The 12004-nt window shown below is 43.1% G+C and carries 16 protein-coding genes; 6 read left to right on the forward strand and 10 right to left on the reverse strand.

Annotation, left to right across the window (positions count from 1 at the left end; genetic code table 11):
- The first annotated feature begins 8 nt into the window (after positions 1-8).
- Entirely contained in the window at positions 9-350 is a 342-nt protein-coding gene (locus ON006_RS15515) for a helix-turn-helix transcriptional regulator (RefSeq protein WP_244823015.1), read from the forward strand.
- A 69-nt stretch (positions 351-419) separates the two neighbouring features.
- Here the strand turns inward: ON006_RS15515 and ON006_RS15520 are convergent, their stop codons facing one another.
- Both ON006_RS15520 and ON006_RS15525 read right to left on the reverse strand, forming a co-directional pair.
- The gene (locus ON006_RS15520; protein ID WP_244823014.1) at positions 420-1178 is read right to left on the reverse strand and encodes an RloB family protein; all 759 of its coding nucleotides are present in this window, start codon (positions 1176-1178) and stop codon (positions 420-422) included.
- Positions 1179-1186: 8 nt separating this feature from the next.
- Positions 1187-2443, reverse strand: a complete 1257-nt coding sequence (locus ON006_RS15525) for an AAA family ATPase (protein ID WP_244823013.1) — start codon at positions 2441-2443, stop codon at positions 1187-1189.
- Between the two features lie 310 nt (positions 2444-2753).
- Here ON006_RS15525 and ON006_RS15530 point away from each other — a divergent pair, with 310 nt between their 5' ends.
- Both ON006_RS15530 and ON006_RS15535 read left to right on the forward strand, forming a co-directional pair.
- Positions 2754-2996, forward strand: a complete 243-nt coding sequence (locus ON006_RS15530; protein ID WP_244823012.1) for a hypothetical protein — start codon at positions 2754-2756, stop codon at positions 2994-2996.
- Positions 2997-3173: 177 nt separating this feature from the next.
- Positions 3174-3404: a helix-turn-helix domain-containing protein gene (locus tag ON006_RS15535; RefSeq protein WP_244823011.1), complete on the forward strand. Its 231-nt coding sequence runs from the start codon at positions 3174-3176 to the stop codon at positions 3402-3404.
- A gap of 275 nt (positions 3405-3679) precedes the next feature.
- On the opposite strand, the gene ON006_RS15540 is transcribed toward ON006_RS15535, so the two are convergent.
- Both ON006_RS15540 and ON006_RS15545 read right to left on the reverse strand, forming a co-directional pair.
- Positions 3680-4063 (reverse strand): type II toxin-antitoxin system HicB family antitoxin, encoded by a 384-nt coding sequence (locus tag ON006_RS15540; protein ID WP_244823010.1) that lies wholly within the window; start codon positions 4061-4063, stop codon positions 3680-3682.
- Complete coding sequence (locus ON006_RS15545) at positions 4041-4304, reverse strand: type II toxin-antitoxin system HicA family toxin (protein ID WP_244823009.1); 264 nt, start codon at positions 4302-4304, stop codon at positions 4041-4043. Before ON006_RS15545 ends, ON006_RS15540 begins: the two co-directional genes overlap by 23 nt.
- A gap of 182 nt (positions 4305-4486) precedes the next feature.
- Here ON006_RS15545 and ON006_RS15550 point away from each other — a divergent pair, with 182 nt between their 5' ends.
- Positions 4487-4909 carry a hypothetical protein gene (locus ON006_RS15550; RefSeq protein WP_244823008.1) on the forward strand — a complete coding sequence of 141 codons (423 nt, stop codon included), beginning with the start codon at positions 4487-4489 and terminating at the stop codon, positions 4907-4909.
- A gap of 97 nt (positions 4910-5006) precedes the next feature.
- On the opposite strand, the gene dinD is transcribed toward ON006_RS15550, so the two are convergent.
- Positions 5007-5855, reverse strand: a complete 849-nt coding sequence (gene dinD / locus ON006_RS15555) for a DNA damage-inducible protein D (RefSeq protein WP_244823007.1) — start codon at positions 5853-5855, stop codon at positions 5007-5009.
- A gap of 361 nt (positions 5856-6216) precedes the next feature.
- Here dinD and ON006_RS15560 point away from each other — a divergent pair, with 361 nt between their 5' ends.
- Positions 6217-6552 (forward strand): FKBP-type peptidyl-prolyl cis-trans isomerase, encoded by a 336-nt coding sequence (locus ON006_RS15560; RefSeq protein ID WP_244823006.1) that lies wholly within the window; start codon positions 6217-6219, stop codon positions 6550-6552.
- A 20-nt stretch (positions 6553-6572) separates the two neighbouring features.
- Here the strand turns inward: ON006_RS15560 and ON006_RS15565 are convergent, their stop codons facing one another.
- From ON006_RS15565 to ON006_RS15585, 5 genes are all read right to left on the reverse strand, one after another.
- A complete protein-coding gene (locus ON006_RS15565; protein ID WP_244823005.1) occupies positions 6573-7997 on the reverse strand; it encodes a LamG domain-containing protein in 1425 nt (474 codons plus the stop codon).
- Between the two features lie 105 nt (positions 7998-8102).
- Positions 8103-8912 carry a helix-turn-helix domain-containing protein gene (locus ON006_RS15570; protein WP_244823004.1) on the reverse strand — a complete coding sequence of 270 codons (810 nt, stop codon included), beginning with the start codon at positions 8910-8912 and terminating at the stop codon, positions 8103-8105.
- A 21-nt stretch (positions 8913-8933) separates the two neighbouring features.
- The gene (locus tag ON006_RS15575) at positions 8934-9845 is read right to left on the reverse strand and encodes an SDR family NAD(P)-dependent oxidoreductase (protein ID WP_244823003.1); all 912 of its coding nucleotides are present in this window, start codon (positions 9843-9845) and stop codon (positions 8934-8936) included.
- Between the two features lie 220 nt (positions 9846-10065).
- A complete protein-coding gene (locus ON006_RS15580; protein WP_267609996.1) occupies positions 10066-10302 on the reverse strand; it encodes a hypothetical protein in 237 nt (78 codons plus the stop codon).
- 103 nt (positions 10303-10405) lie between these two features.
- Positions 10406-10900, reverse strand: coding sequence for an SRPBCC family protein (locus ON006_RS15585; RefSeq protein WP_244823000.1), 495 nt, complete (start codon positions 10898-10900; stop codon positions 10406-10408).
- A gap of 204 nt (positions 10901-11104) precedes the next feature.
- Between ON006_RS15585 and ON006_RS15590 the strand changes: the two genes are divergently transcribed.
- Positions 11105-11998 (forward strand): NmrA family NAD(P)-binding protein, encoded by an 894-nt coding sequence (locus ON006_RS15590; RefSeq protein ID WP_244822999.1) that lies wholly within the window; start codon positions 11105-11107, stop codon positions 11996-11998.
- Positions 11999-12004 lie beyond the last annotated feature (6 nt).

The raw sequence follows: 12004 nt of genomic DNA on the forward strand, positions 1-12004 counted from the left end.
AGATCGAAATGAAATATAGAAGTGAAGTTTTAGAAATGTTGAACACCCTTGTACCGACGACATCCGTCAGGTTTCCAGAGCGCGTGGAAGAGCGGGCAGCCCGGAGTGAATATTTGGAAAGATCGAGGGTAACACCTATCAATATACTGAGTGCCCTGCGGAAACGAGGAATGACGCAAAAGGATCTTGCTGAGTTATTGGCGTTAAGTCCTCAAATCGTGAATCAATGGGTTAAAGGGACTGAAAATTTTACTTTTGAAACGATTGGTAGGATTGAGAAAGCGCTGGGGCTTGGAATGTTTGAGCTTACGCGGCCTGTTGAGGGTGTGCGGGATGGGGATTTGGTTTGAAAAAGCCGGTGCAATCCGTCTGTAGGCGGGTTTAATTCTGTCGTGGCAATGTAGAAACGATGAACAACATCAACTCCTGCCTCCATATTCGAATATCGAGTTGACAAGCTTATGCATCATTGTACAGGGATTCTGAGCATGAAACGGAATGTTATTTTGGCAGACGCTTGCTTCTAACTTTGCTGCTCGCTCAATGGCCATATCCGTATTTTGTTTTAACAACGGCAGTACGTGATTGAGAAAATCCTCCCTATTTTTAAAGCTATCCTTATAGCTAAACATCGGTCGGCTGGTTATTTGAATGAGAGCATCGGATTTGTCTCTAAGCTTTCTGAAAATCTCGGTAAGTCTCTCGTAGATAACATTTCTATGAAAAGGATTTTCCGGCTCAATGTCCTCAAAATGTAGTAAAATCCATAATTCAAAACAATCATTACTCCAAGCAATCTGCAATCCTGCATCAACCGCAAGTGAAATCGCATTGTCGAAGCCTATGTTATTTTTCTTTTCAATCTGAGCCAAGTCAGTATTCTCCATATCACGATCATAAACGCACCAGATTCGTTCTTCAATTCCCTCGTTTACCTTATGCCGTTGTCCATCAAATGCCATAAGTCCATCTTCTGTACATTTTTCGATGGTGCTTTCAAGATTCAACTTCTTGCTACGTTGGTTGGCTATCTCATTAATTTGTACGCGGTCATTGCTAAATGATCTGAAATAAAGAGGTTCACTTACACTATCCTCGCAAAAAATAATGAAGGTTGTTAACTTGTCTGCTTCCCTTTCGTCCGATTTTCTAATATCCCATGGATCAATTTCTGCCATACCCCTTGTTATGCTTTTTGGTTAGATAAGAAGCTTCCAAGTTGCGGAAGAGCACCATAGAATCCACTCAGATATTGTTGTGCAAAATCGGCATGATTTCTTATTCCTTTCAAATCGGCAAGAGAATAGACACGGGTCTCATCAAATATGCTTTTCTCAGTGAAATAAAACTGATCACGACGCATGTAATTTGGATTCATCAGACTTGTATTATGGCTGGTAAAAAACAATTGAGCACCAGCCCGGTTTATTGAGGGGTCTTGAAATAGGCAGATTATTTGTCTTAAAAGAGACGGGTGAAAATTGCTATCAATTTCATCAGAAACAAAAATTCCACCATTTTGAAATCGTTCATAAAGATCTCCGATGTAAGAATAAAACTTTTGGGTCCCTTCCGACTCGTCAGATTCTAAATCCATCTCGACAGAACCTATAACATCTCCCTTATCATCGAAGACATTTTTCTGTAACTTGATCCGGTTGAATGTAAAGTTTTTTGAAAGTTGCATTTTTTCTACGGAAACATCACTAAAATACAGCCCCGCTTGTTTCATCCAGTTAATCACAACCTGTTTTTGCCCGGAATTTACTAGTTGATCGGTTAGTTCCCTATTCCTTTCAGTTGTCGGGCCAGGGGAGTTTATTTTTTTTAATGTCGGTTGGGAGCTATCAATTGAAATCTTGTCGGATACAAAGTCTTTGATCAACTTCGAAACTGAACCATTATAAGATGCTACGAAAGTCAGAAATAGAGTTTGATCTCTTAATTTATCTTTTGGAAGATTTTGCCCTTCGGAAAAAAAATCATCGTTGATATCGATATTTCTTCCTTTTCTCTTAAAGTAATAAGTTTCATTCTTCTTGGCTGGACCAAAGAGCCATTCGCTTTCAATCAGTAAGTCGTCACTGATTGTAAACCCATACCGATATTTTTTACCATCTAATAATAATACAATTTGAAAGTATCCGTCATTGTTTTCAAAATTTGCCGCTAGCCTATAAGGCCGAAATCCCCAACCTATCACACTTTCTGATTCCAGTGAAGAATCGACCATTTCCTGCATAAAACTCAAACCTCTAATCAGGTTTGATTTCCCGCTTGCATTTGCGCCGTATACGCCCACGATTTTGAGGAACTTATTTCGCTCATCTACGTATAGGATGTTTTTTTCATCTGCCTCAGAAGTTAGTCCAGTCGCTCTAAAACTGACTGTTTGTCCGGAGTGGAACGAGCGGAAGTTTGCCAAACTAAATTCGATAATCATAGTATTGCACAGAATGTGGCTTTTTTTACTAAAATTTGTCTATTTTTTGCGAATTTCAAAATAATACACCCCAATCAGGTAAAATTTCTGTCTTATGTTTGTAGTCACTACCCGAAATCCCCCCATCCAAATTTGCTTTCCAATAAAATCCTCCGAATATTCGCATTCCTTTTAAATGTTACGATTATGATGATTTTAGACGAAATGCCCTGTTATGGTGCGGGTGCGGCGAAAGTCCCCCGGGAGCACGTAACATGCTCAAGGACACCTTAGACAGGGCCTATTTTCCATCCTTTTAATTTGTTACAAAATGTACACACCTACCGATGGCGAATCTCCGGATTCGCGACAGCTAGCCATTTACGGCCAGCTGGTTCATGATTTACTCAGCCAAACCGACCCTAAAAACTGGATCGACGACCTTTGGTCGATTTATACGGGTTATACGGTTTTTGAAAAAGGTGCGGGCTACAACCCGCGAGGCAGTGAAATTTTTATGACTTTCAGAGAGCTGGTGTTCTTCTTTCAGAAGGTTGAGAAGATGAAAGTTTGACACAGGAGAAAAAGCGGTTGGCAAAAGTGTCAGCCGCTTTTTTGTTAGCAGGACAGTGTGGAATTGATTGAATTTATATGCAAATGCATACAATTGTTTATTAAAATCAATAAATTGTATGCATTTGCATATAAATTGAGTAATTTTGGTAAAACTATATGCGAAAACATATAACAGATGGAAAAGCTCGCGGAATTCGTAAAACAAAAAAGGAAACAGGCGCAGTTGACCCAGGAAGATCTGGCGTCCCGGGCCGGAGTTGCACTTACGGTGGTCCGAAAGATCGAGCAGGATAAAGGTAATCTGAATCTGGAAAGGGTGAACCAGGTATTAAAGATGTTCGGACATGAACTTGCGCCAGTAAACAGCAGGGAATTGAATGCTGAAAGCCAAAACTTACGACCATGAGGCAGGCAAAAATATTCTATAAAGACATTGAGGCTAAACAATTGACTGAAACTAACGACCTGATCTATCAATTTCGGAAAACCAGTAAAACAGGTGCCGACAAAAATTACTGATGCTAAGCCACTTGCAGTTGATTATAAAGAAAGCAGCTTCGTGCTAAAAACAGTGCGCATGACCGAAACTTTGAAAAAATATCCGAGGCCTGGTAAGTAGCGCGAAAGGCTAACGAAAGCCAATCGGCCACTTTTGCGGTCCAAGAATAGAAAATCGCACCACTATCTCTCCCCAAACACCTCCGCCCCCAATTCCTGATGCGATGACGCATATTGCAAAACCGACTTCACGAAATCATTGAGCGTTACATCATACTGTGACGCGAGAAGGGAGATCTTTTTGTGAAGATCTGACGAAACGCGTACATTGAAAACGCCTTTATAAAGCTTGTCTGGCGACTTACCCAATGCCCGACATGTCTCAATATAATCGCCGACGGCTTCCTTCATTCCCTGTTTTAGTTCTTCGACAGAAGTTCCCTCAAAAGTCACCAAATCGTTGACACCGATTACCTTACCGAAGAAAACCTCGTCGGCAGGACTATAATGTATGCTTGCAGTGTATCCGTCGTAATACAGCGAGTTAATCATTTTTGATTTTTCCATTTTCTTTGAGATTTGCAATAACTTGTTCTATCACATACATCTTAACGATTTGGGTTGGATGCGGTTTGTGCAAGCTGATAATCCGCCTAGCTGAGTCTGCAAACTTTCGTCTCGATCCACCAGTTTTACCGGAAGGCAACTCTTTGTAACCAAAAAATTCGAGTATCGAGACTAGTTCTTTCCATGTGAGATCTTTGGGCTTGCTAAGGAACCGCATTAGCAGTTTCTCGATTTGGCTCATAAGTGTGTGTAGATGTTTTGTAACTAATATTTAGTTACAAAAATAAAGATATTTTTGTCATTTCCAAAATGAAGAGGATCGAGGCAATGGATTTTGAATGCTCGAACTATCGCACCTACCTACCGCAACCTGGGATTTTAAAACTATATTTAAAAGTTGTAAACCCAAATCGTTTGAGTACCATGAAAAAACTTATTTTACTTGGAGTTTTGCTGATTATCAGCGCAGTTAGTTTTGCTCAGTGTGACAAAGATCTTATGCTGACAAGCTCAAAAACCGAGTATCTCGACAGTCTTGGCAATTTTCAGCGGAGCGTCGATGAAGAGACGGTCATAAAGATCAGCAAATCTAAAATCGTCATTACACCGGCGAAGTCAGTGGAGATGGTCGGTAACATTGAGTCCTCAAAGTGCGATTGGAAAGTTGCGTATAAAGAAGGGAAAACCGTCAGCAAGGTGTTATTTGAAGGTCCGTTAGGGTCTTTGCATGGTACCGTCACCACGGAAGGTAGCAATGGTAAGCTCACGTTTCTGGTGGAACTCGTCGAAATACCGGATACTAAAATTCGCGTCCAGCTCGATACATTTCAGGAAGCGTTGAAATAATGCTTCCTGAAAGTTTATTGCTACCTCCATAACGACCATTTTGTTGACGTCAACAAAATGGTCTGAGACGCTTGGAGCGGCGTTTTACGAATTTTTACTAGATTTTTCCGCCAGCACCGAGTTTCTTTTTTACAGAAGCCTTGTCACTGGATTTCACCCGACGTTCCAATTTTTTAATGTCTTCTTCAGCGGGCAAATCTTCTGGCTTAATGCCACTTTTTTCAAGGAGCATTCTTACGTCACCATTGTTCTGCACGTGTTCGTCAGCGATTTTAGTTTCGCCGTGAAGATCATTTTTATTGACATTAAAATTGGTGATTTCGGCTGCCAGTTGTTTCGCCGAAATGGTGATAGTCGGCAGAAAATCAGCAAGCGGGCGATTTTCAGCGATTCCAAGTTTCCGTTTCATTTCGCTGGTGTTGTGACCTCCAAACAACGCACTATCTCCTTTGCTCCTGATATTCGCAAAGCCTTTACTGTCAACGCCTCTTTCAAAAATGTTCTTCGATAATTGTGATTCAGTGACTGCCAATTTCTCCCTGGCTTGCAAACGCTCCATGAGCCGTATCCGCTCTTCGAGTAACTCCTGTTTACGCGTTTGTATCGCGAAGTAGCTTTGCGCAAATGCAATTTGCTCTTTCTTTGGATCACCGTTCTGAGCGATAAGGTAACAGGCATACCTTGTCAGCATGATATCGTGCTGTTCTCTTGCGGCGCCGGAGCCAATCGAGACCATTTTGTTGACGTCAACAAAATGGTCTGAGACGCTCTCAGACGTACTTTTGCAACTTTCCTTCGCTTTTTCAACTGCATTGGTAAAATTCCGCCATTCATTATAACCTAGCAAAACTTGTAGCTCACGGGCCAGCCAATATTCGATGCCGTCTTGTTCGTAGGCTGCTTCTTCGAAGGTTTTACTCAGCTGAGTTATCACCGAAATTTCCATAGTGTGTTTTTTTGATTTGGACATGATTGCATTTTTCAAATATAAGACCTTCTATTTCGAGTAAAGAACCGCAAGAAAATTACAAATCACCTAAGGATAATTGCTGCCATCCTGAAACGAACTGCAAAAAACATCATCGTCCACCAAAATTTTACAAACCATTTACAATCTTTTACAAACAGCTCTAACCCGGAACAACATCTGCCTCTTATGTTTGAAGCATTGTCAAACTTCAAAGCAAACGACTCACATGTTACGCTATCTCATTTCGCATTACAGATTTATTCCCAGTCTCGGATTTTCAGCATGTCTGGCATACCTATCAATTTGCCATGTACTCGTGAGCTGTCAGACAGGCAAAATGAGAACCACTCCCTCCGGACTACAATATACGATCCTCAAAAAAGGAAGTGGCCCCAAAGCAGAGACCGGGAAGGAAATTTTGCTTTTCGAGACTACCAGCTATCGGAACGGAACCGTGCTTTATTCAAATGAAAACTCTACTTCGCCGGTGAAGGTGCTAATTGGCGGTAATCAAGCCACTCAGGCCGTTGACGAGGCTCTTGTAGGAATGAGGGCGGGCGAAATCAAAAAGATTATCGCCCCACCCTATTTGGTAAAAAGGAAAGATTACCCGGAAAACGTACATCCTGATTCAACACTGGTCATCAAGATGATTTTACATAAGATTTTGTAAACATTTGCCCGCGCTACAAACTATTCCCTTACAAAAACCTTACTATCTCCTCCCTGCCGCAGGATCACCTTTTTGCTGTCAGGAATGAATTCAAAAATCACATTGCCTGCCCGGTAGGCGAAGCTGTGGTTGCCCAGCGTTTGCATTTCCACTGGTTCCTGGCCGGACACCTGAGCGGACAGCACTTTTCCTTTTTTCGCAAAAGTAAGTTTGAATGTCATTTCGGTGCTGCTGTATGTCCCGGCGTACGGCTCTAATTCCAATGTCGAAATCTCTTTTGCAAGCCGGGCGATGCTTGAAATATTGTCGGTTTCGGCAATACCTTCCCCGGATTCAAGCCGCGCCATAATTCCCCAGCCGTAAAAGTCATTGGACACGCCTATTAACAAATCGTTTTCCCCTTTTCGCAGATTCATTTGTGCGCTTGTATTCAGTACCGAAATCCTTCCATCCGGATACTTTTTCATATTTTGTGAAAACAGATTTTTGTCGACCAGGATCATTTGATTGTTCAAAAATACCCATACCTCGTCGCTGAAACCCAATTGTAAATCGGTTTTGACAGCTTCCTTTGCTACTATCTTCGTTTTTAACCAAACAACCCTCCTGTCCTTGCTGAAACCATACTTGCGTGTTAGATTGACCAGCCCACGCCGTTCGGCTGCAATACTGTCTGTAAACAGCTCAGGTTGAGGCATAGTTTTGGTTGACAATTCATTTCCGTCTGGAAGATTTTGCGGCGCGGTTAATGCCCATTTCCTGAGATAGTAGCCATCGTGATCAGTCAGGTCCGGCAATGCGAGCGGGCTGAGATTTTCAACCTGATTGGGCTTTACTTGTACATTCGCAATGTAAGATGATCCTTCAAAAGCAATGCTGCCTTCTGACATTGACCCTTCCAATTCAGGAATATCCAGAACAGGTTTCTGTGCATTGTTCAGAAATACTTGCAGCCGTTTTCCAGAAACGATGAGCTTAAAGTGGTTCCATTCGCCCGCCCTAGCCATCGCAGGAGCCTGGTATTCCGAGTACATATCCCACATATTGACGCCATCAAAATAGGGCGTATACTGGATACCGCCATTCCCGAGTTTGTTACCCACCGATCCTAACCGCAAATACACAATCTCCTGCTCCTTCAGGTCTTTCCTGTGAAAATAAACAGATTCTGCAAACTCAGGGGCGACAGGTTCAATGTCGTACTCAATGGTGCCATCTTTGAAGATCACATCTTTCAGCACCACCTGCCCGGAATTAGGAGCAAGTTTCATCGCTTTCATTCCCTTGTAGTCGGCAAATGTGACCTTACCTTCCTGAAACTCCCATTTTTCAGGTGTTATGGAAACTGAGTAATCTACTTTTTTAGTGGCGGCTACTTCTTTTTTCTTTTGGCCAAAACTTTGAATGGCGATCAGAATGAACAGAATTTGAACGAGTCTTTTCATGGCATTTTTGCTGTTAAATTTTGAGCAAAAATGCATTTGGAATGAATTCGCGCCAGTTCAAACTTGCATCAAGTTTGGTGCAAGTTGAATGCACGAGCTTTGAAACTAACGCCCAACTATTTCCGTTGGAGCATAACCAAACCGGCGTTTAAACGCGTACCCAAAATGGGACAGGTTTTCAAAACCAACTTCCAGATATACATCGGATGGTTTTCGCTTCCTTTCCCGGATATGGTAGTGGGCAAGTTCCAGTCGCTTTTCTGTAAGCCACTTTTGAGGTGTGGTTTGAAAAGTCTTTTTAAAATCACGTTTAAACGTCGTCAGACTGCGGCCCGTCATGTAGCCGAATTTATCCATCGACATGTTGAACATATAATTTTGTTCCATGAAATCCGTAAGACTGATCTTGCCCGGCTCGTCAAAATTCGCGAGCAAATGATCAATATTGGGGTCGATCGTACGCAGAATGGTAATGGCCTCTTCTATTTTTATCGAGGCAATGCTTTCGGGCAACGGCTCTTTCAGTTCAAAATAGGGAATCAGCGAATGCAGAATGCTTTTCAGAAGTGGATGCTTTTCAAATGTGCGGAACCTGGGTGGCTGCACTTGCCTGACCTCGACCTTATTTCTACTATAAAAATCAGTCAACCGCTTCTTGCCGAGATGCATTACAGCCGACTGGTGCTGCAAGCCGTCTTTCGGGTAATTAATGACGGTAACCAGTTGGTTCCTTGAGAACAGCAGGATATCCCCGGCACCAAACCAAAAGGTCTGGTCACCATGCACGATCTTCGTTTCCCCTGAAATCAGCCATACCAGTAAATGCTGCTCAAAAAGCACGTCAGCCTTGTAAAACGTATCTTCGAAGCGTGACAGCTTCAAATCCGGATGAATGTACTGCGATTGATATCCCACGATTTTAGATCACTTTTAATCCTAATTTACACCAAACTGCACACCGGTCAAATCTTCACTCAATGTCCAAAGTCGCTTTGCGTCCTCTGTATCAATCGAGTAAGGCTGCACACCGCGTAGTGTAAGCGGTTCGTCGTAATGATGCGCAATGTTCCCGAGATCTACCTCCGCTACCTCGGTATTCTCACAATACAAGCCTCCCGTATTAGCAAGCTGAGGGCTTGTTGCACACCACACCGTTGTGGCAGCACCCTGAGGAATTGTCTTTAATTTTTGGGCTACCTCGGGAAACAGATTCCCGTCTGCATCGTGCGTGCCCATTTGCTTAAAAAGGTCCATCGGGGCAACACGCCCCAGATCAGTTCCATTAACAGAGCCTGGATGGACGGAAAAGGCACGAACACCAAATTTTTTACCGTGCCGGTCGAGTTCCACTGCGAAAAGATTATTAGCCGTTTTGGACTGTCCATACCCTGCCAGCGTATCATAATCGCGGTGTTTGAAGTTGGGATCTTCAAAATCAAATGGAGCCATTTGGTGGCCATAGGACGACACGCTGATCACCCTGGCACTGCCCGCTTTTTTCAATGCCGGCCAAAGTCTCGCCGTCAGTTGAAAATGCCCGAGATGGTTGGTCGCCAGCTGCGATTCGTAACCGCGAGTATCCCGCTGCAATGGCACCCACATGATCCCAGCATTGTTGACCAGCATGTGCAGCGGACTTTCGGTAAGAAGGAATTTTGCAGCAAATGCATCAATGGAAGCGGGATCCATTAAATCCATTGCTTCGATAGTGACGTTTTGAATACCTTCCAGGTTTTTTGCAGCTTTGGCAATGTCTCGTGCAGGTACCACCACTTTGGCTCCTGCATTCACGAAGGTCTTCACCGTTTCTAACCCGATTCCGGCATATCCGCCGGTTACGATGATCATTTTTCCGCTAAGGTCAATTCCTTTGATGACATCATTGGTAGTAGAATTGGCTGTAAAACCCGAACCAATCGGTTTTTACAGCGCACTGTAATTGCCTGAGATTGTTTTTTGTTCCATGATTTTTTTGTCTAAATGATGAAACAAAAGTAGGCGGTGCGGTGCTGGGCGGTTTTGTCTTAAAGTCCTTATTTCTTTGTTTTAAAGACCATCGTACAATGATCTAATCTTCACTCTCTTCGTCCTCAACACCCTCAAAATAATTAAGAACGGTCATCAGAGGTAATGTGGTCCGGTCGGCGGCATTGGACATTTGTATAACGGCACGATCAATGTTTATTTTGTCGAAACCAATGAAAGTACCTTCGACTTTTTCGTCTGGCCTGACCTGGTAGGAAATAGCTTTATCTATGTATTTCGAAGCCCGTTTTTGTAAGCCGGTAAGGTGTTGTTCAGACATGATCGCTTCCATTCATTTTAAACTGATACTGCATTTACATGCAAATATCAGTCCAAATTTCGCAATTATCGCTCTGCAAGCCTGAAAAGGGTCTTTTGGCTCCTCAACTATCCGTCGCCAATGTCAGTTTCTTTTCAGTTTCAGTTTGTGGCTTGCCTGTCGCATTGGGCTTGCCTTTGCCGGTAGTGATCAAACTGCGTAAACTGTTTTGAATGTAGTTGCTCCACCCTTCGCGGCAGACATCATAGCATTCATATTCGGGAACAAGCCCTACGTGCGTCATTTTGACCTCCGTTTCCCCGTCTTTCTCAGTGATATCAAAAATAACATTTGTATCCGTCCACTCAGTTTCGTCTTGGGTAAACTTAAAGTAATTGTCCAAAATCAGCCAAACCACTTTGCTATTTGGAACAACTTCGATCAATTTGATATGGCAGCGATGCACGTCTTCGTAGTGATATTTGAATTCGTCATTCAAATTTTCAGTACTGCCTTCAATTTCTTCCGACCACCATCCGCGAACGTTGGTAACCGCCTTGAACGCTTCCTCCGGTGTTTGGTCTACAAGAATGCTTGTAGTAAAATCTGTTGATGCCATTTGCTTGCTGATTTTGGTTATGAATTTCCTGCTCATTTTGAACGATATAAAATTACCTCTCCTATTTTTATACAAGGTGGTGTATTACGGACATTTTGACGGGGCGATCAAGACAACCCTTCATTCGGCTACAACAACCATAGATTTGGCTACGTCTGCTTTTTGGATACTGATGAAATTTGCAGAAACAAAAAAGACAGACAAATGAAAATCACATTGACAGGCTCGCTGGGACACATTAGCAAGCCATTAACACAAGAATTGGTAGGAAAAGGACATTCCGTAACCGTCATCAGCAGCAATTCAGAAAAACAAAAAGACATTGAAGCATTGGGCGCTATCGCCGCCATCGGCTCATTGGAAGACACTGATTTTCTCACCGCGACTTTTACAGGCGCCGATGCCGTATACACAATGGTACCGCCAAATAACTACTTTGACCCGACGCTCGATTTGTTGGCTTACTACAAAAGATTAGGGCAAAATTATGCTAAGGCCATTGAAAAAGCAGGCGTAAATCGCGTCGTGAACCTAAGTACCATTGGCGCACATCTGGAAGAGGGTTCCGGGATACTTTTGGGCGCTCACAACGTAGAACGGATTTTGAATGAACTGCCGTCGACGGTTGCGATCACGCATATGCGGCCAACTTCCTTCTTTTACAACTTATATGGTTACGTGGATATGATCAAAAAAGAAGGGGTCATTGCTGCAAATTACGGTGCGGACCGTGAGATACCCTGGGTTTCGCCCTTTGACATTGCTGCTGCGATCGCCGAGGAAATTCTGACACCCTTTTCGGGTAGGAAAATCCGGTACGTAGCCAGTGAAGACCTGACCGGCAACGAAACCGCGAGTATCCTCGGAGCTGCTTTGGGGAAACCCGATTTGAAATGGATACTGACCACTAACGAACAAACATTGGGTGAACTAGAAGCCATTGGAATGAACAAAAAGATCGCTGCCGGACTCGTCGAAATGTATGCTAGCCTTTACACCGGTCTACTATCCGAAGATTACAACCGTAACAAACCTGCGGTGATGGGCAAGGTCAAACTGGCAGATTTTGCGAAGGAATTTGCGACGGCTTTTCAATAGAAATGA

The sequence above is a fragment of the Dyadobacter pollutisoli genome (genome assembly GCF_026625565.1).
GTDB lineage: Bacteria > Bacteroidota > Bacteroidia > Cytophagales > Spirosomataceae > Dyadobacter > Dyadobacter pollutisoli.